This is a genomic window from Pseudarthrobacter sp. fls2-241-R2A-127 (assembly GCF_030209355.1).
Classification (GTDB): Bacteria; Actinomycetota; Actinomycetes; order Actinomycetales; family Micrococcaceae; genus Arthrobacter.
In genome coordinates this window covers 60,835-85,947 of record NZ_JARVSF010000002.1, presented here as the reverse complement: position 1 = coordinate 85,947, position 25,113 = coordinate 60,835, and the positions used below count along the sequence as shown (strand labels likewise).

Annotated in this window: 20 protein-coding genes; 14 read left to right on the top strand and 6 right to left on the bottom strand. The window is 66.5% G+C overall.

Features of this window, described 5'->3' with window-relative positions; all coding sequences use genetic code 11:
- Positions 1–5 precede the first annotated feature (5 nt).
- The 6 genes from gcvP (at position 6) to lipA (ending at position 8,567) form a co-directional block, all read left to right on the top strand.
- The gene (gcvP, locus tag QRN53_RS00415; protein ID WP_285242061.1) at positions 6–2,855 is read left to right on the top strand and encodes an aminomethyl-transferring glycine dehydrogenase; all 2,850 of its coding nucleotides are present in this window, start codon (positions 6–8) and stop codon (positions 2,853–2,855) included.
- A 9-nt stretch (positions 2,856–2,864) separates the two neighbouring features.
- Positions 2,865–3,977, top strand: a complete 1,113-nt coding sequence (gene gcvT, locus QRN53_RS00410; RefSeq protein WP_285242060.1) for a glycine cleavage system aminomethyltransferase GcvT — start codon at positions 2,865–2,867, stop codon at positions 3,975–3,977.
- A gap of 59 nt (positions 3,978–4,036) precedes the next feature.
- Positions 4,037–4,420 carry a glycine cleavage system protein GcvH gene (gcvH, locus tag QRN53_RS00405; RefSeq protein WP_285242059.1) on the top strand — a complete coding sequence of 128 codons (384 nt, stop codon included), beginning with the start codon at positions 4,037–4,039 and terminating at the stop codon, positions 4,418–4,420.
- Between the two features lie 20 nt (positions 4,421–4,440).
- Positions 4,441–5,730 carry a serine hydroxymethyltransferase gene (gene glyA, locus QRN53_RS00400; RefSeq protein ID WP_285242058.1) on the top strand — a complete coding sequence of 430 codons (1,290 nt, stop codon included), beginning with the start codon at positions 4,441–4,443 and terminating at the stop codon, positions 5,728–5,730.
- 328 nt (positions 5,731–6,058) lie between these two features.
- Positions 6,059–7,498: an L-serine ammonia-lyase gene (locus QRN53_RS00395; RefSeq protein WP_285242057.1), complete on the top strand. Its 1,440-nt coding sequence runs from the start codon at positions 6,059–6,061 to the stop codon at positions 7,496–7,498.
- A 55-nt stretch (positions 7,499–7,553) separates the two neighbouring features.
- Entirely contained in the window at positions 7,554–8,567 is a 1,014-nt protein-coding gene (gene lipA, locus QRN53_RS00390) for a lipoyl synthase (RefSeq protein ID WP_285242056.1), read from the top strand.
- A gap of 10 nt (positions 8,568–8,577) precedes the next feature.
- Here lipA and QRN53_RS00385 read toward each other — a convergent pair whose 3' ends face one another.
- The 3 genes from QRN53_RS00385 to QRN53_RS00375 form a co-directional block, all read right to left on the bottom strand.
- Positions 8,578–10,923 carry a glycoside hydrolase family 65 protein gene (locus QRN53_RS00385; protein WP_285242055.1) on the bottom strand — a complete coding sequence of 782 codons (2,346 nt, stop codon included), beginning with the start codon at positions 10,921–10,923 and terminating at the stop codon, positions 8,578–8,580.
- Positions 10,924–11,056: 133 nt separating this feature from the next.
- Positions 11,057–11,794, bottom strand: a complete 738-nt coding sequence (locus tag QRN53_RS00380) for an HAD family hydrolase (protein WP_285242054.1) — start codon at positions 11,792–11,794, stop codon at positions 11,057–11,059.
- Positions 11,795–11,992: 198 nt separating this feature from the next.
- Positions 11,993–12,610 carry an alpha/beta hydrolase gene (locus QRN53_RS00375; RefSeq protein WP_285242053.1) on the bottom strand — a complete coding sequence of 206 codons (618 nt, stop codon included), beginning with the start codon at positions 12,608–12,610 and terminating at the stop codon, positions 11,993–11,995.
- 167 nt (positions 12,611–12,777) lie between these two features.
- Between QRN53_RS00375 and QRN53_RS00370 the strand changes: the two genes are divergently transcribed.
- From QRN53_RS00370 to QRN53_RS00350, 5 genes are all read left to right on the top strand, one after another.
- On the top strand, positions 12,778–13,035 hold the full coding sequence (locus QRN53_RS00370) for a DUF6458 family protein (protein WP_285242052.1): 258 nt from the start codon (positions 12,778–12,780) through the stop codon (positions 13,033–13,035).
- Between the two features lie 252 nt (positions 13,036–13,287).
- A complete protein-coding gene (locus tag QRN53_RS00365) occupies positions 13,288–14,094 on the top strand; it encodes a DeoR/GlpR family DNA-binding transcription regulator (RefSeq protein ID WP_285242051.1) in 807 nt (268 codons plus the stop codon).
- Positions 14,091–15,113: a 1-phosphofructokinase family hexose kinase gene (locus QRN53_RS00360; RefSeq protein ID WP_285242050.1), complete on the top strand. Its 1,023-nt coding sequence runs from the start codon at positions 14,091–14,093 to the stop codon at positions 15,111–15,113. The genes QRN53_RS00365 and QRN53_RS00360 overlap by 4 nt, the downstream gene beginning before the upstream one ends.
- 2 nt (positions 15,114–15,115) lie before the next feature.
- A complete protein-coding gene (locus QRN53_RS00355; RefSeq protein WP_285242049.1) occupies positions 15,116–17,179 on the top strand; it encodes a PTS fructose transporter subunit IIABC in 2,064 nt (687 codons plus the stop codon).
- 66 nt (positions 17,180–17,245) lie between these two features.
- Positions 17,246–17,524, top strand: coding sequence for an HPr family phosphocarrier protein (locus QRN53_RS00350; protein ID WP_018763716.1), 279 nt, complete (start codon positions 17,246–17,248; stop codon positions 17,522–17,524).
- Between the two features lie 85 nt (positions 17,525–17,609).
- Here the strand turns inward: QRN53_RS00350 and QRN53_RS00345 are convergent, their stop codons facing one another.
- From QRN53_RS00345 to ku, 3 genes are all read right to left on the bottom strand, one after another.
- Positions 17,610–18,050, bottom strand: a complete 441-nt coding sequence (locus tag QRN53_RS00345) for an SRPBCC domain-containing protein (RefSeq protein WP_285242048.1) — start codon at positions 18,048–18,050, stop codon at positions 17,610–17,612.
- A 2-nt stretch (positions 18,051–18,052) separates the two neighbouring features.
- Positions 18,053–18,892, bottom strand: a complete 840-nt coding sequence (locus QRN53_RS00340; protein ID WP_285242047.1) for a class I SAM-dependent methyltransferase — start codon at positions 18,890–18,892, stop codon at positions 18,053–18,055.
- A 148-nt stretch (positions 18,893–19,040) separates the two neighbouring features.
- Complete coding sequence (gene ku / locus QRN53_RS00335; protein WP_285242046.1) at positions 19,041–20,168, bottom strand: non-homologous end joining protein Ku; 1,128 nt, start codon at positions 20,166–20,168, stop codon at positions 19,041–19,043.
- A 40-nt stretch (positions 20,169–20,208) separates the two neighbouring features.
- Here ku and QRN53_RS00330 point away from each other — a divergent pair, with 40 nt between their 5' ends.
- The 3 genes from QRN53_RS00330 (at position 20,209) to QRN53_RS00320 (ending at position 25,105) form a co-directional block, all read left to right on the top strand.
- Positions 20,209–22,704 (top strand): ATP-dependent DNA ligase, encoded by a 2,496-nt coding sequence (locus tag QRN53_RS00330; protein ID WP_285242045.1) that lies wholly within the window; start codon positions 20,209–20,211, stop codon positions 22,702–22,704.
- A 326-nt stretch (positions 22,705–23,030) separates the two neighbouring features.
- Positions 23,031–23,372 carry a hypothetical protein gene (locus QRN53_RS00325; RefSeq protein WP_285242044.1) on the top strand — a complete coding sequence of 114 codons (342 nt, stop codon included), beginning with the start codon at positions 23,031–23,033 and terminating at the stop codon, positions 23,370–23,372.
- 143 nt (positions 23,373–23,515) lie between these two features.
- On the top strand, positions 23,516–25,105 hold the full coding sequence (locus QRN53_RS00320) for an MFS transporter (protein WP_285242043.1): 1,590 nt from the start codon (positions 23,516–23,518) through the stop codon (positions 25,103–25,105).
- Positions 25,106–25,113: the final 8 nt, after the last annotated feature.

Below are 25,113 nucleotides of genomic sequence, written 5' to 3'. Positions count from 1 at the left end.
TCCTCATGACGATTCAATCCCAACCGTCTGTCTTTGCGGACCGTCACATTGGCGCGCGCCGCCAGGCTGACCTCGACACCATGCTTAAGGCCGTTGGTTACGACAGCGTGGACGGCCTGGTGGATATCGCTGTCCCCACTTCGATCCGGCAGTCCACGCCGCTCGCGCTCAAGGGTGCCCTCAGCGAGGTTGAGGTGCTTGCCGAGCTGCGCCGGCTGGCCGCCAAGAACAAGACTGCCGTCCAGATGATCGGCCAGGGCTATTACGACACCATCACGCCTGCTGTGATCCGCCGGAACGTGCTGGAAGCCCCGGCCTGGTACACCGCCTACACCCCCTACCAGCCTGAGATCTCCCAGGGCCGGCTGGAGGCGCTGCTGAACTTCCAGACCATGGTCCAGGACCTGGTGGGCCTGCCCATCGCCAACGCCTCGCTGCTCGATGAAGCCACCGCCGTGGCCGAAGCAGTGCTCATGATGCGCCGCGCCAACAAGAACAAGGACGCCCGCGACGGCAAGACCGTCTTGGACGCCGACGTCCTGCCGCAGACCATCGCGATCGTCAAGGGCCGCGCCGAGGCGCTCGGCTTCGAGGTTGAGGTCGCCGACCTGTCCAACGGCCTGCCGGAGGGCGACATCAACGGCATTGTGCTCCAGCAGCCCGGCGTCTCCGGCCGCGTCTGGGACCAGGCCGGCGTTATTTCGGCTGCGAAGGAGCGCGGCGCGCTAGTGACGGTAGCCGCTGACCTGCTGGCGCTGACCCTGATCACCCCTCCGGGCGAACAGGGCGCTGACATCGCCGTCGGCTCCACCCAGCGGTTCGGCGTACCGCTGTTCTTCGGTGGCCCGCACGCCGCCTACATGGCCGTGGCCAAGGGCCTGGAGCGGTCCATGCCCGGCCGCCTGGTGGGCGTGTCCAAGGACGACGCCGGTGTTCCCGCCTACCGCCTGGCGCTGCAGACCCGCGAGCAGCACATCCGGCGGGAGAAGGCTACCTCCAACATCTGCACCGCGCAGGCGCTGCTGGCCATCGTCTCTTCCTTCTACGCCGTCTACCACGGCCCCGACGGGCTGAAGGCCATCGCCGAGCGCGTCCACAACAACGCCCGCGCCCTCGCCACCACGCTCAAGATCGCCGGCCGGGAGCTGGCCGCCGAGACCTTCTTCGACACGGTCACGGTCTCCGTCCCGGCCAAAGCCGCCAAGGTCATCACTGCGGCTGAAGCACGCGGCATCAACCTGCGCCACATCGACGCCGACACCATCGGAGTGTCCGTGGATGAAACCACGACGCCGGAAATCCTGTCCGCGATCGCCGTCGCCTTTGGTGCCGGCCCGGTAGTGGACGCTGAGGGCTTCGACCTGCCCGCAGAGGTGCTCCGCACTTCCGGGTACCTGCAGCACCCGGTGTTCAACACCCACCGGTCCGAGACCCAGCTGCTGCGCTACATCCGCAGGCTCTCGGACCGGGACCTGGCGCTGGACCGCACCATGATCCCGCTGGGTTCCTGCACCATGAAGCTGAACGCCACCGCCGAGATGGAAGCCATCTCCTGGCCGGAATTCGCCTCCATTCACCCGTTCGCCCCGGAATCCCAGACCACGGGCTGGCGTGAACTGATCAGTGGCCTGGAAGCCGATCTGGCGGAAATCACCGGCTACGACCAGGTGTCGCTGCAGCCGAACGCCGGTTCCCAGGGCGAACTCGCCGGCCTGTTGGCCATCCGCGGCTTCCACCGTGCCAACGGCGATACCCAACGCAACGTCTGCCTGATTCCCGCTTCGGCGCACGGCACCAATGCCGCGTCTGCCGTCCTGGCCGGCATGAAGGTTGTCGTCGTTGCCACGGCTGCTGACGGCACGATCGACCACGATGACCTGTACGCGAAGATCGAGGCGAACAAGGACGTCCTCTCGGCGATCATGATTACCTACCCGTCCACCCACGGGGTCTACGACGCAGACGTGACCGAGATCTGCGAGGCCGTCCACGCGGCCGGTGGCCAGGTCTACGTTGACGGTGCCAACCTGAACGCGCTGGTGGGCCTGGCCCAGCCCGGCAAGTTCGGCGGCGACGTGTCGCACCTGAACCTGCACAAGACGTTCTGCATCCCGCACGGCGGCGGCGGACCCGGCGTCGGGCCCGTTGCAGCCAAGGCGCACCTGGCACCCTTCATGCCCGGCGACGCCAACAAGGCCGCGCATGAGGAGGGCCACGGCGTGGCCATCAGCGCCTCGAACTTCGGGTCCGCCGGTGTCCTGCCGATCTCTTGGGCCTATGTGAAGCTGATGGGCGGGGAGGGCCTGACCGAGGCCACCAAGGCAGCCCTGCTCGCCGCGAACTACGTGGCAGCGCGCTTGAACGAATACTTCCCGGTCCTGTACACCGGGGAGGGCGGCCTGGTGGCGCACGAGTGCATCCTGGACCTGCGGGATTTGACCGCAAGGACCGGGGTGACCGCTGAGGATGTGGCCAAGCGCCTTATCGACTTCGGTTTCCACGCCCCCACGCTGTCGTTCCCGGTGGCCGGCACCCTGATGGTAGAGCCCACCGAGTCCGAGGACCTGGCCGAGATCGACCGCTTCATTGAAGCGATGATCACCATCCGTAAGGAAATCGACCAAGTGGCCAACGGCGACTTCACGGTCCAGGACTCCCCGCTGCGCCACGCACCCCACACCGCGGCCGCCGTCGTGAACTCCGAATGGACCCGGCAGTACAGCCGTGAGCAGGCAGCCTTCCCAACCCACCACAAGCAGGACAAGTACTTCCCGCCGGTGGGACGGATCGACGGCGCCGGTGGAGACCGGAACCTGATCTGCTCCTGCCCGCCGCTGTCCGAGTTCGAAAACTAAGGATCCCCGATGACTGAGAACTACACGGCTCTCTACGAAGAGCACAAGAAGCTTGGCGCGTCCTTCACCGACTTCGGTGGCTGGCAGATGCCGCTGAAGTACAGCTCCGAACTCGCCGAACACCACGCCGTCCGCAAAGCCGCGGGCCTGTTCGATCTCTCCCACATGGGCGAAGTCTGGGTGACCGGGCCCGACGCCGGCGCCTTCCTGGACTACGCACTGGTGGGCAAGCTGTCCGCCATCGCGGACGGCAAAGCCAAGTACTCGCTGATCTGCAATGAAGACGGCGGCATCATCGACGACCTCATCACCTACCGTTTCGGCGATGAAAAGTACCTGGTGGTTCCCAACGCCGGCAACGCACCCACCGTGGCCGTAGCCCTCGCCGAACGCGCAGCCACCTTCGATGTGACGGTGGAGGACGCTTCTGCGGCCACCTCGCTCGTCGCAGTCCAGGGCCCCAAGGCAGAGGCCATCCTGCTCAAGCTCACGGACGAGTCCCAGCACGCCCTGGTCACCGGCCTGAAGTACTACGCGTTCAACGAAGTCACGGTGGCCGGCCACGACGTCATCCTGGCCCGCACCGGCTACACCGGTGAAGACGGCTTTGAGCTCTTCCTCCCGAATGAAGGCGCCGCCTCCCTGTGGGAGTCCGTGGCCCAGGCCGGGGAAGAGTTCGGCATTGTCCCCTGCGGCCTCGCCTCCCGCGATTCGCTTCGCCTTGAAGCCGGCATGCCGCTGTACGGAAACGAACTCTCGCTGGAGCGTTCACCCTTCGATGCCGGACTGGGCCCTGTGGTGGCGCTCAAGTCCAAGGAAGGCGACTTCGTGGGCCGGGCAGCGCTGGAGGCGGCCAAGGAAGCGGGCCCCAAGCGCAAACTGGTGGGCTTGAAAGGCCACGGCCGCCGGGCCGGCCGTGGCGGCTACCCCGTCCTCAAAGACGGAACTGTGGTGGGCGAGGTGACCTCGGGCCAGCCGAGCCCCACCCTGGGCTACCCGGTGGCACTGGCCTATGTCGACGTCGAGCACGCCGACCTGGGCACCGCCTTGGACGTGGACCTGCGCGGCAAGGCCGAGCCCTTCGAAGTCGTTGCCCTCCCGTTCTACCAGCGCCAGAAATAGCCGGCGCTCCAGGATTTTTGAACCGAACTTTTTGATCCCCGAACTTAAGGAAACACACCATGGCTAAAGTTGCCGCTGAACTGAAGTACTCCGCCGAACACGAGTGGATCGCCGCTGACGGCTCCGGCCCGTCCGTGGTGGGCGTGTCCGCTGTCGCCGCCGAGGCGCTGGGCGACATTGTGTACGTGGACCTGCCCGAGGTTGGAGCCACGGTGACCGCAGGCGAGACCTGTGGCGAGATTGAGTCCACCAAGTCCGTCTCCGACCTGTACTCCCCCGTCACCGGGGAGGTCACGGAAGTCAACGACGACGTGGTCGGCGACCCCGCCGTGATCAACAACGATCCCTACGGCGCCGGCTGGCTCTTCAAGGTCACCGTCACCGAAGAGGGCCCGCTGCTGTCCGCACAGGAATACGCCGAAGCAAACGGCGGCGAACTGTGAACGCGGCAGGAGCCAACACCGTGGCCTTTGAACAGGTGGTCTCCCCCAGCCTGAACGCAGACCTGTCCGCCCTGGACCCCGAGATCGCGGCAAAGATCGACGACGAACTGGGCCGCCAGCGCGACGGCCTGGAAATGATCGCTTCCGAGAACCACACGGCTGCGGCGGTCATGCAGGCGCAGGGCTCGGTGCTCACCAACAAGTACGCCGAGGGCTACCCGGGCAAGCGCTACTACGGCGGCTGCGAGCACGTGGACGTCATCGAGCAGCTGGCCATCGACCGCGTGAAGGCACTCTTCGGCGCCGAGTTCGCCAACGTCCAGCCGCACTCCGGCGCCCAGGCCAACGCTTCGGTGATGCACGCGCTGATCAAGCCGGGCGACACCATCATGGGCCTGAACCTGGCCCACGGCGGACACCTGACCCACGGCATGCGGATCAACTTCTCCGGCAAGCTCTACAACGTGGTTCCCTACCAGGTCCGCGAAGACACCCACACCATCGACATGGCAGAGGTGGACCGGCTGGCACAGGAGCACAAGCCGCAGCTGATCGTGGCCGGCTGGTCCGCGTACGCCCGGCAGCTGGACTTCGCTGAGTTCCGCCGCATCGCCGATTCCGTGGGTGCCTACCTCATGGTGGACATGGCGCACTTCGCCGGACTGGTGGCCGCGGGCCTGCACCCGTCGCCGGTGCCGCACGCCCACGTGGTCACCTCCACCACGCACAAGACCCTTGCCGGTCCGCGCGGCGGCATCATCCTCTCCAACGATCCCGACATCGCCAAGAAAATCAACTCGGCCGTGTTCCCGGGCCAGCAGGGCGGCCCGCTGGAGCACGTCATCGCCGGCAAGGCCGTGGCGTTCAAGATCGCCGCGTCCGAAGAGTTCCGCGAGCGGCAGGAACGGGTCCTGGCCGGTGCCCGCATCCTCGCCGAGCGCCTGGTCCAGCCGGACGTCACGGCCAAGGGCATCAGCGTGGTGTCCGGCGGCACCGACGTGCACCTGGTCCTCGTTGACCTGCGCAACTGTGAACTCGACGGGCAACAGGCAGAAGACCGGCTCGCCGCGATCGACATCACCGTCAACCGCAACGCCGTCCCGTTCGACCCGCGTCCGCCCATGGTCACCTCCGGCCTGCGCATCGGCACCCCCGCCCTGGCCACCCGCGGCTTCGGCGAGGACGCCTTCCGCGAGGTTGCAGACATCATCGCCGAGGCATTGATTGCCGACGCCGGCGCCGACCTTTCCAGCCTGCGTCACCGGGTCGAGGCCTTGGCTTCGGCGCACCCGCTCTACCCGGGGCTGTAGTCACCCACGGGACTACCATCCTTGGTTTGCCCCGTGGTCACCTTCGCGACGGCGGACCGGACATTTTCACGCGTGCTGCTCGTTCCTCGCTTTGACGCACGCTTTCGAAAAGTCCGGCTCCGCCGGCGCTCGTGGGCACGACGTTACCTGCCTGCCGCGTCGCTTTGGTGACGTGCGTTGGCGACTGGGCGGATTCCGGAGACGTGCGTCTAAGGGAGCGTCACGTCCGCTTAGCGGGCGTCTTCGCGACCGAGCACGCGGAGGAATTCGGCCAGGCGCACCCACCCCGGCAACACGAAACGAATCAGAGTTTTAGTAAGGAATTGTTATGGCCGTCGGAGTCTTTGATCTGTTTTCGATTGGGATTGGTCCGTCGTCGTCTCATACGGTGGGGCCGATGCGGGCTGCTGCTGTGTTTGCGGAGGAGCTCAAAGCCTCTGGGAAGCTCCCTGAGGTGGCGTCGTTGCGGGTGGATTTGTATGGGTCGTTGGCTGCGACGGGGCATGGGCATGGGACGATGACCGCGATCTTGTTGGGGTTGGAGGGGTTCCACCCGGAGTTGATCCTGCCGGCGGAGGTGGAGGAGCGGCTGGCTTCTATCGCGGAGACCGGGGTGGTGAACCTGGCCGGGGCCGTGGCGTTGCCGTACGGGGTGGGCGATATGGTGTTGCGTCCGTTGACGGTGTTGCCGCGGCACACGAACGGGATGACGTTCACCGTCACCGATGATGCCGGTTCGGTGGTGCGTGCGGCGACGTTTTTCTCGGTTGGTGGCGGGTTCATCGTCCGGGAGGGTGAGGAAGACGCGGCCCGGCAGGAGCTGGAGGCGTCCAAGGAGGAGTTGCCGCTGCCGTTCCGGACCGCGGCGGAGTTGTTGGAGCATTGCGCCGTGACCGGCCTGGGGATCGCTGATGTGATGCTGGTCAACGAGAAAGCCTCGCGCACCGTGGAGGAGATCCGGTCCGGGTTGCTGCACATCTGGTCCGTGATGGAAGCCTGCGTGGCGGCCTCGTTAAAGCGGGACGGGGTGTTGCCGGGCGGGTTGAAGGTCCGCCGCCGCGCCCCGGACTGGTTTGAGCGGTTGAAGAAGGAATGCGCCGACGGGCAGGACACGGACGCGGACGCGGCGTGGGACGCGGGCCCGTTCGATCCCAGGTATTGGCAGGAATGGGTGAACCTGGTGGCGTTGGCGGTCAACGAGGAGAACGCCTCCGGCGGCCGGGTGGTCACCGCCCCGACCAACGGGGCGGCCGGGATCATTCCCGCGGTGTTGTTTTACGCCCTGCATTTCGCCCCGGGCATGGACACCGCCACGCAGGAAGACCGGGACGGTGTGGTGGTGCGGTTCCTGCTCGCCGCGGCCGCCGTCGGGGTGCTGTACAAGGAACAGGCCTCGATCTCCGGGGCCGAGGTCGGCTGCCAGGGCGAAGTGGGGTCCGCGTCCTCAATGGCCGCCGCGGGCCTGGCAGAAGTCATGGGCGGGTCCCCGGCGCAGGTGGAGAACGCCGCGGAAATCGCGATGGAACACAACCTGGGCCTGACCTGCGACCCGATCGGCGGCCTGGTCCAGGTCCCCTGCATCGAACGGAACGCGATCGCCGCCGCGAAAGCCATCAACGCCGCCAAAATGGCGCTCTGGGGCGACGGGACCCACCGCGTCTCCCTCGACGAAGTCATCATCACCATGCGCGAAACCGGCAAAGACATGTCCCACAAATACAAAGAAACCGCCATGGGCGGCCTCGCCGTCAACGTCGTCGAATGCTGACCGCACGCGCTGGGAACCTCAGCCAACGGCAAGACCCGAACAAAGGAACACGATCATGACATTGGCACCTGAAGGCCGGAAGATGCTGCGGATCGAGCAGCGCAACGCTGCCGTCCCGGTGGAGCGCAAGCCGGAGTGGATCAAGGCCAAGGTCCAGATGGGCCCGGAGTTCGTCCAGCTCAAGAACCTGGTGAAGAAGGAAGGCCTGCACACCGTCTGCGAAGAGGCCGGCTGCCCCAACATCTTCGAATGCTGGGAAGACAAGGAAGCGACCTTCCTGATCGGCGGCTCCGAATGCACCCGCCGCTGCGACTTCTGCCAGATCGACACCGGCAAACCCTCCCCCGTGGACATGTTCGAACCCACCAAGGTGGCCCGCTCGGTCCAATCCATGGCCCTGCGCTACGCCACCGTCACCGGTGTGGCCCGCGACGACCTTGAAGACGAAGGCGTCTGGCTCTACGCCGAAACCGTCCGCAAGATCCACGAACTGAACCCCGGCACCGGCGTCGAACTGCTCATCCCCGATTTCTCCGGCAACCCGGAGCACATCCAGGCGATCTGCGACTCCAAGCCCGAGGTCTTCGCGCACAACGTCGAAACCGTCCCCCGGATCTTCAAGCGGATCCGCCCGGCATTCCGCTACGACCGCTCCCTGGACGTCATCACCCAGGGCCGCAACCACGGGATGGTCACCAAATCCAACCTCATCCTGGGCATGGGCGAGACCCGCGAGGAAATCTCCGAAGCCCTCCGCGACCTCCACGAGGCCGGCTGCGACCTGATCACCATCACCCAGTACCTCCGTCCGTCCGAGCGCCACCTGCCGGTGGACCGCTGGGTCAAGCCGCAGGAGTTCGTGGAGCTGCAGCAGGAAGCGGAGGAGATCGGGTTCCTCGGCGTCATGTCCGGCCCCCTGGTCCGCTCCTCCTACCGCGCCGGCCGGCTCTGGGCCACCGCCATGCGCAAAAAAGGCCGCGACATCCCCGCCGAACTCGCCCACATCGCCGAAGGCATCCAGGACTCCGGCACCACCCGCCAAGAAGCCGCCACCCTCCTGGCGGGCTAGCAGCCGGGTATCAGCTGTTGCCGCGCACCACGGGGATGCTCGCCGTCGGCAGTCCACTGGGGAAGACCGTTGGCTCGGGGACGGCGACCGGTTCCAGCGGAACCTGAACGCCCTGCCCGTCTACCAGGACACGTTGACCCCGGACGTCAACTTCCAGGGGGTCGCCTTCCTGCACGGCCAGCGTGATGGAACCCGACGCGAGCTGGACCAGCAGCAGGCGCCCCCTGACTTTCAGGTGGAAGGCCAGCGTGTCCCATTCGGCCGGCAGGCGCGGATCGAAGAACGGGACCGGCCCCTGGTCCCGCATGCCCGCGAAGCCGCACACCAGCGAACTCCACACGCCGCCGGTGGAGGCGATGTGGACGCCGTCGATCGTGTTGCCGTGGGTGTCGTCCAGGTCGATGAACGCTGCACTGGTGAAGTGGTCCAAGGCTTCCTTCGAATACCCCACCTCGGCCGCCATGATCCCTTGCACGCAGGCAGAAAGGGTGGAGTCGCCGGTGGTGATGGGATCGTAGAAGTCGAAGGCGCGCTGCTTCTCCTGCGCCGAGAAGTCCTGCCACTGCAGGAACATGGCCAAGACCGTGTCCGCCTGCTTGAGCACCTGGTGGCGGTAGATCACCAGCGGGTGGAAGTGCAGCAGCAGGGGGTACTTTGACCGCGGGGTAGTCCAGTCCCAGGCCTCCAGGCTCATGAAGTCGTTGTCCTGGGAGTGCACCTTCAGATCCTCATCGAAGGGCAACTGCATCCGGTTGGCAGCCTGCTCCCACATTTCGCGTTCGGCGTCCTCGATCCCGGGGTGGTCCAGCGCCGCCGCGGTCCGCAGATTGAAGCGTGCCATCACGTTGGTGTACAGGTTGTCGTTGACCACGGCGGTGTACTCGTCCGGGCCGGTGACGCCGTGGATGTGGAAGAGGCCGTCCTTGCCGAAGAAGCCCAGGGATATCCACATCCGGGCTGTCTCGATGAGCAGTTCAGCGCCCATCCCGTCCCGGAACGCTTCATCGCCGGTGGCCCAGAGGTACCGGTTCGTGGCGAAGGCGATCGCCGCAGCGATGTGGAACTGTGCCGTTCCGGCAGCGTAATACGCGCTGGCCTCCAGCCCGTTGATGGTGCGCCACGGGAAGAGCGCACCATCCACGCTCAGTTCCTTGGCCCGGATCTTTGCCTCGGGGAGCATGCCGTGGCGGAACTCCAGCACCCGCCGCGCGCCGTCGGGATTGGTGTAGGTGAGGTACGGCAGCAGGTACACCTCCTGGTCCCAGAAGTAGTGCCCCTCGTACCCGGAGCCGGTCACGCCCTTGGCGGGGATGCCGGCAACGTCGGCACGGGCAGTGGCCTGGGCCAGCTGGAAGAGGTTCCACCGGATGGCCTGCTGCAGCCCGGGGCTGCCGCCGCCCACCACAATGTCTGAGGTGGCCCAGTAGTTGCGGTAGTGGGCCATGCTCTCGGCAAAGATCTCGTTGACCGGGCGGAGGGCTTCCTCGGCCACCGCGGCTGCGTCCACGTCGGGGTCCTGGACGCGGCGGCCGGCAGCGTAGCTCACGCTCTTTTCCAGCCGGAAGGGTTCGTCCGGGTCTACTGCCAGGACATAGCGGACACTGCTGTCGTCCTGGTCCACCAGGGTTTCGAAGGGCTGGTGTCCGGGAGAGGTCCAGTGGTCCACGGCCAGGCCTACCCGCTGCTTGGATTCTGCGGCTTCCCACGAGAGGCGCAGCGAACCGTCGCCGCCGTCAAGGCGTACCGGGAGCAGCACGCGCCCGGCGTGGCGGCCGGAGCGCCGCGGATCGTGCACGGAGTGGTCCTCCACCGGCTGGTCCTGGCGGTTGATGACCAGGGAGGTGACATCCAGCGAGACCTGCCGGTCCGTGGCCACTTCGAGGGAGATGCCAAGGCAGCCGCGGGACTCGAAGCCCACGGCGCGGCGTTCGGTGGTGGTCACGGCCGCCCCGGACCGGCACTGCCAGGTGATGCGGCATTCGTAGATTCCGGTGGAGAAGTCAACGGTCCGCCGGTATTCCACGACCTCGGACTCGGCGAGGCTGAGGCTTTCGCCATCCACCACCACGGTGAAGTTGTTGGCGTCCGGAATGTAGAGGATGCGTTGACCGGTCCGGGCGAACCCGAACGCGTTTTCTGCATGCTTGATATCCCAGATTTCGTGCAGCCCGTTGAGGAAGCTGCCCGGAAGGCCGCCATCCGCCGCGGCCCAGTGGGCGCCCCGGATGCCCAGATGTCCATTTCCAAGGGCAAACAGTGTTTCGAGGATTCCCGCATCACCCGCCTCGTGGCGGGTTTCAACGAGTTGCCAGGGGGTGTCGGGGAACCGTTCGCGGTCCGCGGTAATGACTGCCATGGTGGGGGTCCTTTGTGGCCTTGCTGGGTGCCGCCGGCGGGGGCACGAGATATTGGGGGGAATGCGGTGCTCGGATTGGTGCTGCCTTGGGGGAAGCGGCACCGGTTGCCCGGGGCGGGCAGGAATCACCGGCTTAGGGGATGAGTTCCTGAAGGTCGTTAACCACCAGGGTGGCCCCGGCGTCCAGGAGCGTCTGGCGGCCGGCGCCCCGGTCCACCCCAATAACGGAGTGGAACGATCCGGCCCGTCCGGCCTGCACACCGGACACGGCGTCTTCCACCACCACGCACTCCGCGCTGGACAGGTCCAGCAGCTTCGCGGCGTATTCGTAGGTGGCCGGGCTGGGTTTGCCGGGCAGGCCCTGCTCCGCGGCCACCACCCCGTCCACTACGACGGGGAAGTGGTGGCTGAGTCCGGCCGCTTGCAGGACGGCGGGTGCGTTTCGGGAGGATGAGACGACGGCGACCTTCAGTCCGCGGTCCAGGACGGCGTGGAGGAACCGCACCGAGCCGTCGAAGGGTTCGACGCCGGCGCTGACGATGTCGTTGAAGAGCCTGTTCTTCCGGTTGCCCAGGCCCTGGACCGTTTCGTGGGCAGGGTCGTCGTCGAGCGGGCCTTCGGGCAGCGTGATTCCGCGGGAGGAAAGGAAGTCCCGCACCCCGTCGAAGCGGGGCTTGCCGTCGATGTGGTCGAAGTAGTCGCTTTCGCGGTAGCCGGGAACGTCCGGATGCGAGGCCAGGTAGCCCTCGAACAGTTCCTGCCAGGCACGCTCGTGCACGGTGGCTGTGGGCGTCAGCACTCCGTCCAGGTCGAACAGGATGGCGGCGGCCCCGGTCCAGTCGGTGGTCCCGGGTGACGTGTGGTGTGTCATCGGCGGTGCGGTGTCCTTTCAGTCTGCGGACAGCCGGCCCCGCCGGTACGGCCACAGGAGGCTCCCGTGCCTAAGCGCACAGCAGCACATCCGTGTCCGCCCACTGCAGGACCGATCATGGCCACAGACGAGTGTAAGCGCTTGCAAATTTGACTGGCAACTGTTTTTTCCCGTGTCCAGCCAGGGCCCAGCCGCCGTTCAGCGCAGCACGTAGTGGCGCAGGAAGGCGCTGACGTCCACCATCTCGGCCTTGGACATGGCGTGCCCCATGCCCGGATAGGTCCGGGCCGTCAGCAGCGTGTTTTCCGCCAGCCACTCGGCGGTATAGGCCGTGGCGTCCTCGTTGATCACCAGGTCCCCCTTGTCCCGCCCCCAGAAGAACGGCGGCTTGGTGTCAAAGGAGTCCATTGTGGACAGGAGGTGGTTATTGAGCACGAAACCGGACAGCCCGACGACCGCCGTGTAGTCGTCGGGGTGCAGCCGCAGGAGTGTGCTGGCCATCGCCATCCCTTGGGAATACCCCATCAGGGTGACGCTGCTGTGCTGGTCCTTGACCGAACCGACCCACGTCCGCACGGAGGTCGCGGCGGAGATGACGTCGGCGAAATCGTTGGCCAGGAAGTAGTCCAGCAGGAACCAGCCCCACTGGTCACCGATCGGCATGGGAGCGCGCAGCGCGGCGAACGTGAATTCCTGGGGCAGGTACTCAAAGAGGCGCACCATCCTGGACTCGTCCGTGCCGTAGCCGTGCATCATCACCAGCAACGGGGTGCCCGCACGCAGCTCTTCGGGTTTGGACCACACAACAGTTTCCACCGCACCAGCGTAGCGAGGCATGCGCGCCGCCCCGGCCGGGTGATTGAATCCGGATTCTCCGGGAGGTAGCGTGTCGCCTGACAGACAGCATGCTTAGTAGTTGCAGCAGTACCTTTCCGCAATGCCCCATCCAGTGCCGCGCCGGACGCGGCTATAAGGAGCACGTTATGAGAATTGGTTCGTCAATCTTCCTCATCGCCCTGGGAGCCATCCTTGCCTGGGCCGTGACTCCAGGGCTGATCCCATTCGTGGACCAGCAACTGGTGGGCTACATCCTGATCGCCGTGGGCGTGATCGGTCTTATTGCCTCACTGATCCTGGCGTCTCCCGGGCGGAGCCGCCGCGTCAGCGAGTCCCGCTCGGTCATCGACCCCAACACGGGCGAGCGCATCACCCGGCAGGAAACCCGCGACGGCGGCATCTAGCCACCACCGGCTAACTGAACCGGGCGAAGCCCCGGGAGTCGACAGCATGCCCGAAAGCCGGGCCGGTCCATTGCGGACCGGCCCGGCTTTCGTATTCCCAGCAACCCGCCCACGTCGCCATCGCACGCCGCCGCAGCTCGATTTTGTTTCGTGTGGGTTTCCATTGACAAACCAACACAAGCAAAGATAAAGTCAAGTAACTCAACATCAATGTGATGCCAGTCACGCAGGAACCTACGCAACGGAGGGTACGTGTTCGCCGAAGAGCGCCAGCAAAAGATTGCCGAGCTTGTCGCCGGCAACGGCCGGGTCAGCGTGACCTTGCTTGCTGAGCGCTTCCGCATCACCACCGAAACCGTACGCCGGGACCTTGCCGCCCTGGAAAACGCCGGCACCGTCCGCCGCGTCCACGGCGGCGCCGTGGCGGCCGACCGTTTCAGCACCACCGAAGAAAGCGTTACCGAACGGGCCATCCAGCGGCCGGACCAGAAGATCCGCATCGCTGAAGCCGCCCTGAACCTGATCCCCCGCAACTCATCTGCCAGCGTCCTGGTGGACGGCGGGACCACCACCGAGGTACTGGCGGACATGCTTGCCCGGCGCATCGCCGTCGAGCCGTCCGACGGAACCGGCCCGCACCATGAACTGGTGGTCATCACCCACGCTGTTCCCATCGCCAGCAAGCTCTCCAACGTCCCCGGCGTTGCCCTGCAGATCCTGGGCGGACGCGTCCGCGGCATCACCCAGGTGGCCGTAGGCCAGGCAACCGTGGACGCCGCCTCCCGCATCCGCCCGGACATTGCCTTTGTTGGCACCAACGGCATCCACGCCACGTTTGGCGTCAGCACTCCCGATCCTGAAGAAGCCGCCGTCAAGGCAGCCTTCGTCCAGTCGGCACGCCGCATTGTGGTGTTGGCCGACTCCTCCAAGCTGGACACGGAAACCCTGGTCCAGTTCGCCTCCCTGAAAGATCTGGACACCTTGATCACAGACAGTGAACCCGGGCCGGAACTCGCGGCCGCCCTGGAAGACGCCGGCGTAGACGTGGTGATCGCATGATTGTCACCTTCACGGCCAATCCCAGCCTCGACCGCACCGTTGCCCTGCCCGGCCCGCTGGCCCGCGGCGAGGTGCAGCGCGCCCTCTCCGTCCGCCAGGAGTCCGGCGGCAAGGGAGTCAACGTCTCCCGCGCCCTGGTGGCGTCCGGCCTTGAGTCCCTGGCCGTCCTCCCCGGAGCGGACAGCGATCCCGTCCTCACCGGACTGCGCGAGCAGGCGGTGCCCTTCATCTCCCTGCCCATCGATGAGCCACTGCGCACCAACGTGGCGCTCACCGAACCCGGCGGCGTGACCACCAAGATCAACGAACCCGGACCGGTCCTGGCCGCAGACCAGCAGGAAGCCCTCATCAAGCTGCTGCTGGAAAGCTCACGCGGCGCCAGCTGGGTGGTCCTGGCCGGCTCGCTGCCGCCCGGATTCCCGGAGAACTTCTACGCCGTGGTGGCCCGCCGGATCCGGGAGGCGGGCAACGGCACTGCGCCGCTGATCGCCGTCGACTCCTCCGGTGCGCCCCTGGCCGCTTCCCTGACCGACGCCGGTACCTCCGGCGACGGAACGGGCAGCGGCGCAACAACCCCAGGTTCCGGGAAACCGGACCTCCTCAAACCCAACGCCGAAGAACTGGCTGAGCTGGCTGCAGCCGCCGGTTTTGCCCCGGCCACCGGAGACGAGCTGGAAGCGGACCCGGCTGCTGCCGCAGCCGCCGCGGCCGCCGTCGTTCGTTCCGGTGTGGGTGCTGTGCTGGCAACTCTCGGTTCCAAGGGAGCTGTCCTTGTAACGGCCGACGGCGCGTGGCTGGCCACGCACCCGCCGGTCGCCGCGGTCAGCACGGTGGGCGCGGGCGACTCCGCGCTGGCCGGCTACCTGCTCGCCCACGGCCGGGGATCCGCCCCGGCCGACTGCCTTCGTCAGGCGGTGGCCCATGGTGCCGCCGCTGCCTCGCTGCCGGGTTCCACCGTTCCGGCAGTACACCAAACAACCCCTGATGCCGTAACCATCACGGCCCTTCGAAAGGATTGACAGTGACCCAGCTCATCACCACGGAACTGGTCGAGCTCGACCAGAACCTGGGTAACGCGCCCGAAGCGGTGATCCGGCATCTGGCAAGCAAGGTAGCTGCCACCGGACGTGCCTCAGAAGTCGAGGGCCTCTTCGCCGATGCCTTCGCCCGCGAGCAGAAGACCGCAACGGGCATCCCCGGCGGCATCGCCATCCCGCACTGCCGCTCGGCCGCCGTCACGGTGCCCACCCTGGCCATGGCCCGCCTGAACCCCAAAGTCGACTTCGGCGCCAAGGACGGCCCGGCGGACCTCGTGTTCTTCATCGCCGCCCCGGACGGCGCGGACCAGGAGCACCTGAAGCTGCTCTCCAAGCTGGCCCGCTCCCTGATCAAGAAGGATTTCACCGCAGCGCTGCGCAACGCCTCCTCCGAGGCGGAAATCGTGGAACTCGTTGAAGGCGCACTGGCGGACAAACCTGCCGCGCACGCATCCCCGGCCCCGGTGGACGCAGTTCCCGTGGGTGCAGGCGTTGGCGCAGCGGGCGCCGCCGGCTCCGGCGGGCGCGGCCCCAAGCGGCTGGTCGCCGTCACGGCCTGCCCCACCGGCATCGCACACACTTACATGGCGGCTGATTCCCTCGTGGCAGCGGCCCGGGAAATGGGCGTAGACCTGCAGGTGGAGACCCAGGGCTCATCCGGCGCCAAGGCACTGGACCCCGCAGTCATCGCCGCCGCGGACGCTGTGATCTTCGCGGTGGACGTGGACGTGCGCGGCAAGGAGCGATTCGCCGGCAAGCCCGTCATCAACGCCCCCGTAAAGCGCGGCATCGACGAGCCGGACAAGATGGTCCAGGAAGCCCTCGCCGCGGCCGACAACCCCCACGCCCGGCGCGTCCCGCACTTCGGGGCTGAGGAACAGGCCGAGCACGAGGCTGAGGAGAAGGGCGAGCACATCGGGCAGAAGCTCAAGAAAGCCCTGCTCACCGGTGTCAGCTACATGATTCCGTTCGTGGCAGGTGGCGGCCTCCTGATCGCCCTCGGCTTCCTCATGGGCGGCTACCTGATCACCAAGTACGCGGACAACATCGTTGTCCAGAACAGCCTGTTCAACCTGCCCACCGAGTTCCCCGACTACGCGTGGGGTCCGCTGGGCGCCTACCTGGGTGCGGTGTTGTTCAAGATCGGTGCACTCTCGCTGGGCTTCCTGGTCCCGGCGCTGGCCGGCTACATCGCCTACGCGATCGCCGACCGTCCGGGCATCGCCCCCGGCTTCGTCGCCGGTGCCGTCGCCGGATTCATGGGTGCCGGCTTCCTCGGCGGCATCGTCGGCGGCCTGCTCGCCGGTTACATCGCCCACGTGGTGGGCCGCCTGCAGGTGGCACGCTGGCTGCGCGGCCTGATGCCTGTGGTGATCATCCCGCTGCTGGCATCCCTGGTGGCGTCCGGCCTGATGTTCCTGATCCTGGGCGGACCGATCGTGGCCATCACCAAGGGCCTGAACGCCTGGCTGTCCGGACTGACCGGTGCCGGCGCTATCGCCCTCGGCGTGATCCTGGGCCTGATGATGTGCTTCGACCTCGGCGGCCCGGTCAACAAGGTTGCCTACTCCTTCGCCGTCGCCGGCCTGGGTGCAGCGACCATCGACAACCAGGCGCCCTGGCAGATCATGGCCGCGGTCATGGCTTCGGGCATGGTTCCCCCGCTGGCCATGGCGCTGGCCTCCACCGTCCTGAACAAGAAGCTGTTCAGCCTCGCGGAGCAGGAAAACGGCAAGGCCGCCTGGCTGCTGGGCGCGTCCTTCATCTCTGAAGGTGCCATCCCGTTCGCCGCGGCGGACCCCCTGCGCGTCATCCCCGCCAGCATGCTGGGCGGCGCGGTGACCGGAGCCATCTCGATGGCTGCGGGCGTCGGATCGAAGGCCCCCCACGGCGGCATCTTCGTCTTCTTCGCCATCGACAACTTCCTGATGTTCGTCGTCTCGATCGTGGTGGGTACGGTAGTTACGGCCCTGTCGGTGATCGCCCTCAAACGCTGGGCAGTCAAGAAGACCGTTGATACGGTTGAACCGGTTCCCGTAACCGTCTGATCCGGTTTAGCCACATACCTTCCCGGCGCTGGACCGTCAGCACGCCGAAAGACTAAAGGAGCAAAAATGCCAGAACGTACCGCAACCGTTGCCAGCCGCGTGGGCCTGCACGCCCGCCCGGCCGCCATCTTCGCTGAGGCGGCAGGCGAGTTCGACCTGGAGATCACCATCGCCCGTGAAGGTGAGCCGGCAGACGAGGCAATGGATGCAGCCAGCATCCTGTCCCTCATGAGCCTGGGCGCCTCGCACGGCGACGTTGTGGTCCTCCGCGCCGAGGGCGCGGGTGCGGACGACGCTCTGGAGCGCTTGGTGCAGATCCTGGAAACGGATCACGACGCCGAGTAGCAGCTTCGCCGCTTAGCGGCACCAACCCAGGCGGCCGCCGTCGCGCTTTCCCTTTATGGAGAAGCCCGACGGCGGCCGCTTGGCGTTAAGCGCCTCTCCCGCCTTCCGCAATCCGCTTCACGTCCGCCACCAGCTTGTCCCACATCGCCTGCGAGTGGGCGGCGGCCTCTTCGCTCGGGTTGTTGTCCTGGGTCAGGGTCAGCCGGGTGGTGCCGCCCCGGTCCTCCAGGGTCCATTCGAGCGTGTGGTAGTTCCCGGGCTCGTCCGGCTGGCCGGACAGCGGGCTGAAGTGGGTGTGGACCAGTTTCCGCCCCCGTTCAACGGCCAGGATTTCGCCCTTGTCCTGGTACGGCTTTCCTTCCCATTCGCCCTGCCAGATGATGGGGCTGCCAACTTGCCAGTCCGTCTTCAGGACGGCTCCGAACATGAACTCCTTCACGGCAGCCGGATCGGTCATCACCTCCCACACCCGTTCCGGGGCGGCGTCGATCGTGGTGGCGGACGTTGCTACATAGTTGCCGGTCATGCCTACTCCTTCTTTGCCGTGAAGACCAGGTACTCCCATTCCATCTGGAACGGGACATCGCCGTGCGCATCCCCGCAGGAATCGGCCAGGTCCGTGAGGGCCCGGTCCAGGGCCTTGACCCTGTCCGGGGTGCCGGCCAGGGATTTGTAGACGGAGATCATGGGGCCATAGTGCGATTTGAAGTACCTGACGAAGTCCGCCGGCTGGTGGAAGCTCTTGACGGCCAGGTTCTGCCTGCGGGTGTGGACGTCCGTGATCCTGTCCCCCAACAGCTCGCGGACGTGCTCTTCGCTTCCCCACAGCGGCGCCGGCTGTGCGCCCGGCGGGGGCGGCGGCGCGAAAGGCTTCATCGCCGCGAGCATTTGTCCGACGAACCCTTCCTGGGTCCAGCAGAGCAGCCCGATGGTGCCTCCCCGTTTGCATACCCGGAGCAGTTCGGCGGCGGCGGCCTGGTGGTGCGGCGCGAACATCACTCCGATGCAGCTCATCACGGTGTCGAACTGTTCGTCGCCAAAGGGCAGCGCTTCGGCGTCGGCCTCCTGCCAGTCGAGGGTGACGCCCCGGTTCGCTGCCTCTTTCCGTCCTGCGTCGAAGAGTTCGGGAGTGAGGTCGCAGGCCACCACCTTGGCGCCCATCATGGCCGCGGGAATGGCTGCGTTGCCGGTTCCTGCCGCAACGTCGAGGACGCGTTGCCGCGGATGGATGCCGCACGCCTCCACCAGGACGGCGCCCAGTTCCAGGAGCATTTCGTCCGCGAGCGCCGGGTAGTCCCCCGAGGCCCACATGGCCCGGTGTTTTGCCTTGAGTTGCCGGTCCGCCTCCGCTGCTGCCTGATCGTTCATGTCCGCGCCCCTTTACGGGTCCGTTCCCACGGGTCCGTTCCGAATGGGTGACAGCACGCTGTTGGCACAGCGGAGGCTGCGATGCGACTCATTGTGGACGCCCCGGCTGCCCCTGTAAAGGCGCAGCAACCATTCCGTCCGGGCAGGGTCAGGCAGGCTTGCGGGTCCTGGTGCTGGTCTTCGCGGCCGGTTTGTCGCCGGCCGCGCCGGTGGATTTGGTGCCGTCGGCTTTAGCGCCCGAGGCCCTGGCTGCGGTTTTGGCCGCCGGCTTCGCGGCAGCCTTGGTGGCGGCAGCCTTGGTGGCGGTGGCCTTGCCTCCCTGCCTCGCGGCGGCGGGCTTTGCATCGTCGGAACCCGCCTTGCCGGCGGCTGCCCCGGTGCCGCCGGACGCTGCGGCCTTGGTACCGGCCGCCCTGCGTGCCGGTTTTGAGGGTTCTTCTTCCCCGGCGTCCGCGCCGCCGTCGGAATCCCCGCCCGCGGCGGTACCGCCGCCGCGCTTCCGGTCCAGGCTCCGCTTGAGCGCCTCCATAAGGTCGATAACCTCGCCCTTGCCGCCCTCACCGGACTCGACGCCGAAGGTTTCCTCCGTATCGAGCGATTCGCCCTGCTCAAGTTTGGCCTCGATGAGCTGGCGGAGCTGCACCTGGTACTCGTCGGTAAAGGAGGCGGGGTCGAAGTCGGCGGCCATGGACTCCACGAGCGCCGCGGACATATCCCGCTCCTGCGCCGAGATCCTGATGTCGGCCTCCAATGACGGGAAGCTGGCCTCCCGCACCTCATCGGGCCAAAGGAGGGACTGCAGTACCAGGACGTCGTCCTTGATCCGCAGGGCCCCCAGCCGGGTCTTCTCCCGCAAAGCGAACTGGACCACCGCCACCCGGTCCGTGTCCTCCAGCGCACGGCGCAGCAGCACGTACGCCTTGGGTGACTTGGAGTCCGGCTCCAGGTAGTAGCTCTTCTCGAACATCATGGGTTCAAGCTGCTCGGACGGCACGAACTGCACCACTTCGATTTCGTGGCTGTTCTCGGCCGGAATGGACTTGAGCTCATCCTTGGACAGCACCACGGTCCGGCCGTCCTCCTCGAACGCCTTCTCAATGTCCGAGTAGTCCACCACCTCCCCGCAGACCTCGCACCGGCGCTGGTAGCGGATCCTTCCGCCGTCGGCATTGTGGACCTGGTGCAGACTGATGTCATGATCCTCAGTGGCGCTGTAGACCTTCACGGGCACATTGACCAGCCCGAACGCGATGGCACCCTTCCAGATGGCTCTCATTCCTACAGTCAACATCAGTGCGGGCCGGAGGTGAAGACCCGTGGCCGGCAGTAGGGAACGTGTCCGGGTGGCGGGACGCGAACTGACGCTCACCAACCTGGACAAAATCATCTATCCGGAGACCGGCACCACCAAGGCAGACGTGCTGGCCTACTACGCCGCGGTGGCCCACGTCCTGATCCCCGCCGCGGCCAACCGGCCGGCCACCCGGAAACGGTGGGTCAACGGGGTGGGCACGGCGGACAAGCCCGGCGAGGTGTTTTTCCAGAAGGAACTGGAGGACTCGGCCCCCGGCTGGCTGCCGCGGGCGGCGATCACCCACAAGGACCGGACCATCCACTACCCGCTGGTCAATGACCCCGCTACCCTGGCCTGGTTTGGGCAGATCAATTCACTGGAAATCCACGTCCCGCAGTGGCGGGTCGACGCGCACGGCAACCAGTTGAACCCGGACCGGCTGGTACTGGACCTGGACCCGGGCGAAGAGGCAGGCCTGCCGGAATGCCGCGAGGTGGCCGTACTGGCGCGGTCCATCCTGGAGGATGTGGGCCTGGAACCCGTACCCGTGACCAGCGGCAGCAAGGGGATCCACCTCTACGCCGCGCTTGACGGTTCCCAGACGTCGGACCAGATCTCCGCTTTCGCCCGGGAACTGGCACGGGCGCTTGAGGCGGACCACCCGGACCTTGCCGTCAGCGACATGAAGAAGACGCTCCGCAAGGGCAAGGTGCTGGTGGACTGGAGCCAGAACAACGCGGCAAAAACCACGGTGGTCCCCTACTCCCTGCGCGGCCGCCCCACGCCCACGGTGGCGGCGCCACGGACATGGCGGGAAATCCAGTCTCCCGCGCTGAAGCACCTGGACTACCGGGAAGTGCTGCGCCGGGTGCGGGACGGCAAGGACCCGTTCGCCGTCGTCGTCAATGCTGCGGCCCGCGCGGACCAGCCGGAGGACGGGCACGACGGCGACCCCCGGCTGGGCGCGTACCGCTCCATGCGGGACCCCCAAGCGACGCCCGAACCTTTCGCGGGCGTCCCTTCGGGCGGGAACACCTTCGTCATCCAGGAACACCACGCCAGCAGGCTGCACTGGGACCTGCGCCTGGAACACGAGGGCGTCATGGCATCCTGGGCGTTGCCCAAAGGGGTCCCCGAATCCGGCGGCAAGAACCACCTGGCCGTCCAGACCGAGGACCATCCCATGGATTACCTCACCTTCCACGGAACCATCCCCAAGGGGCAGTACGGTGCCGGTGAGATGACCATCTGGGACACCGGCACCTACGAGCTGCACAAGTGGATCAACGGCAAGGAAGTCATCGTCACCCTTACCGGGTCGGAGGGCGGCGGGCTGGGCGGGCCCACGAAACTGGCGCTCATCCACACCGGCCGCGGCCAGGGCAAGGACGGGGAGAAGCAGTGGCTCATCCACCTGATGGACCCGGAACACCCGGTCGGCCGATCGCAGCACGCGGCACCGGAGCCGTCGCGGGAGCCGGGCCAGGAAGCCGGCGCCGGTGGAACGGCCCCGGCTTCGGAACCCGCCCGGACCGCGGCCACCCCGATGGATACCCCGGCAGACCCGCAGGCGTACCGGCCCATGATGGCCGCTGCGGGGACCGAGGCAGACCTGCGCGGCAGCACGTGGCAGTACGAACTCAAATGGGACGGGGTCCGGGCGATCCTGGTGGCCGACATGGAAAAGATCCGCATCCTGAGCCGCAACGGCAATGACGTCACCAAGACCTACCCGGAGCTCACGGACCGCGCCTGCTGGCCGGCGCAGCCGTTCGTGGCCGACGGCGAGATCGTTGCCGTCGGGCCCGGCGGTAGGCCCGACTTTGGGCTCCTGCAGGCCCGGATGAAGCTCACCCGGGCCGCCGACGTCGCCAAAGCCCGCACGGCCGTCCCGGTGCAGCTGATGCTGTTTGACCTCCTCTTCGACGACGGGAAGGACCTGCGGCGCCTGCCGCTCAGCAAACGGCGGCAGCGGCTGGAGGACTTCTTCCGGCCGTCGGAGTGTCCGGTGGGCCTGTCCATGGTGTTGGACGAACCTGTGGGGCTCCTCCTCGAGAGCGCCGGGGAGCTGGGCCTGGAGGGGGTGATGGCCAAACGGACCGACAGCCGCTATGTGAGCGGGCAACGGACCCGGACCTGGATCAAGCTCAAGCTTGAGCAAACCCAGGAAGTGGTGGTGGGCGGCTGGCGGCCGGGAAAAGGCGGCCGCCAGGAGACGGTGGGCTCACTGCTGGTGGGAGTACCGGATGGGGACAAGCTGCAGTATGTGGGCCGGGTGGGCAGTGGTTTCAGCGCCCGCGAGCTCTCGGAGCTGCGGCAAACCGTGGAACGGCTGGGCCGGACGGAGTCCCCGTTCCACGACGTCCCCCGGCCGGACGCTGCGGATGCCCACTGGGTGGCACCGGAGCTGGTGGGCGAGGTGACCTACAGCGAGTGGACCGGGCCGGGCAGGCTGCGGCACCCGCGGTGGCGGGGCTGGCGCGTGGACAAGGACCCGGCAGAGGTGGTCCGGGAATGATGGCCAGGTTTTCGATTTCGAACTCCGGCGACGACGCACAAACTACCTGGCGCCCAGGGCATTTTCGGGGCGCCAGGTAGTTTGCGTATCTCTTGGTGGGGGTGGCCGTCGCCAGGCCGCTAGGACGAGTGCGGCATCTGCGGCCGGCCGGTCCTGTGGACAGCCGTAACGGCGGCCTCGTGGCCCACGCGGCCGTGGCCGGCTGCCCGGTCCTTCGGATGCCGGCGTTTGCCGTCCCCATCCGGCCACGCGTTCTGCCGGGCCGGCGGGACGCCCCCCGCAGCTGCGGGGCCCGGTGTGACCGGTGCATCCATGGCTGCGGCCAAATGGTGCGCCACCTCTGGCCTGATGTTGAACTGGTTGGAGTCTTCACCCATGTTTTTCTTCCCTTCTTTCCTTCGTTCTTCGTTGAAACGATGCGCCGGCTGCAGCGCCCGGGTGTGCGCGGAGTTTTACCCGAAAAGAAGTGTTTTCACCGCTCTACCATAGGCACCGCCAAGGCTCCTGTGAACCCCTCCAACGGCCGTGACCGCACTCACTTTCGCGCCCGCGTTCACCCAAAAAAACCGTTTGAAACGGTTCCCGATGGAAAATTTTTGGTAACGGCGCCGTTGATCATCCTGCTTCCCAGTAGCAGCGCGGGAATCCGCGGTGAAAAAAGTTGCTGAATGCGGTGCTGCAGGGGCGCAAAAGGGAGCATGCTACGCCATTGAACCGAGCAAACGCCACAGATATCCCGTAAAATTGAAGGCCTGCCCGGAGCGGGGCAGCTACAAGTCGCAAGCAAATGACCTCCACAGGAGTTGCCCAAATGCCCACAGACCGAAGCAGTAACCACTCTCCAGCAGGCGCCAGGAACGCCCGCGGAACCGACCCGTCAGCCCCCACGGCTGCCAAGAAGCCGAGGCTCCTGCCACGCCGCCGGCTCAAGGAATCCGACGTCAACGTTGTTGACCAGCCCATGCTGAAGAAAGCACTCGGCGGCACCATCGTCGGAAACACGATGGAATGGTACGACGTCGGCGTTTTCGGCTACCTCATCACCACCATGGGACCGGTGTTCCTGCCGGAATCCGATCCCACGACGCGAAACCTGTTCCTGCTGGGAACGTTCGCGGCGACCTTCATCGCCCGCCCACTCGGTGGCGTTGTTTTCGGCTGGCTTGGTGACAAGGTGGGCCGGCAAAAGATCCTGGCCACCACGCTGATGATCATGGCCGCGAGCACCTTCGCCGTCGGCCTGCTGCCCGGATACGCCCAGATCGGACTGTGGGCGGCCGCACTGCTGGTGCTCCTCAAGGTAATCCAGGGGTTCTCCACCGGCGGTGAATACGCGGGCGCCACCACTTTTGTCAGCGAATATGCCGCAGACAAGCGCCGTGGCTTCTTCGCGAGCTTCCTGGACCTTGGCAGCTACATGGGCTTCGCGATGGGTGCCGCCCTGGTGTCCGTCCTGCAGCTGACCCTGGGCCATGCCACCATGGAGGACTGGGGATGGCGCATCCCGTTCCTGCTTGCCGGCCCGCTGGGGCTGATAGCCGTGTACTTCCGGAGCAAGATCGAAGAATCGCCGCAGTTCCAGGCCACCCTTGACGCCCAGGAGGAGAACGCCAAGAACGCCTCCGCGGGTGACACCGCCGCCACCAAGGGACCCGTCGGCATTGTCAAGGCTTACTGGCGCCCCATCATTGTCGCCATGATCGTTGTGGCGGCGGCCAACACCGCCGGCTACGCGCTGACCTCCTACATGCCCACGTACCTGACGGACGCCAAGGGTTACGACGAACTCCACGGCACGCTGCTGACCATTCCGGTCCTGGTGGTCATGAGCCTGTGCATCCCGCTGACCGGCAAGCTGTCCGACCGGATCGGCCGCCGGCCGGTGCTCTGGATCGGCGCCGTGAGCACCATCGTCCTGGCCGTGCCGGCGTTCATGCTGATCGGCATTGGACAGATTTGGTCCACCCTGGCCGGCCTGGCCCTGGTGGCCTTCCCGGTCACCTTCTATGTGGCAAACCTGGCCTCGGCCCTCCCGGCCCAGTTCCCGACGTCCAGCCGCTACGGTGCCATGGGCATTGCCTACAACTTCGCGGTGGCGATCTTCGGCGGCACCACCCCGTTCATCGTGGAGCTGCTGATCAAATCAACCGGCAACGACATGATGCCGGCCTACTACCTGATGGCTACATCGCTGGCCGGCGCCGTTGCCATCTACTTCCTGAAGGAATCCGCCAACCGCCCCCTGCCTGGATCAATGCCCAGCGTTGACACCCAGGCCGAGGCCAAGGAACTGGTGGAAACCCAGGACCAGAACCCGCTGATCAACCTGGACGAACTGCCCTTCGACACCCAGGACGGCACGGATCCGCACGCGAACCGCGGTGTTACGGCAGGCGCATAAGCTTCCAC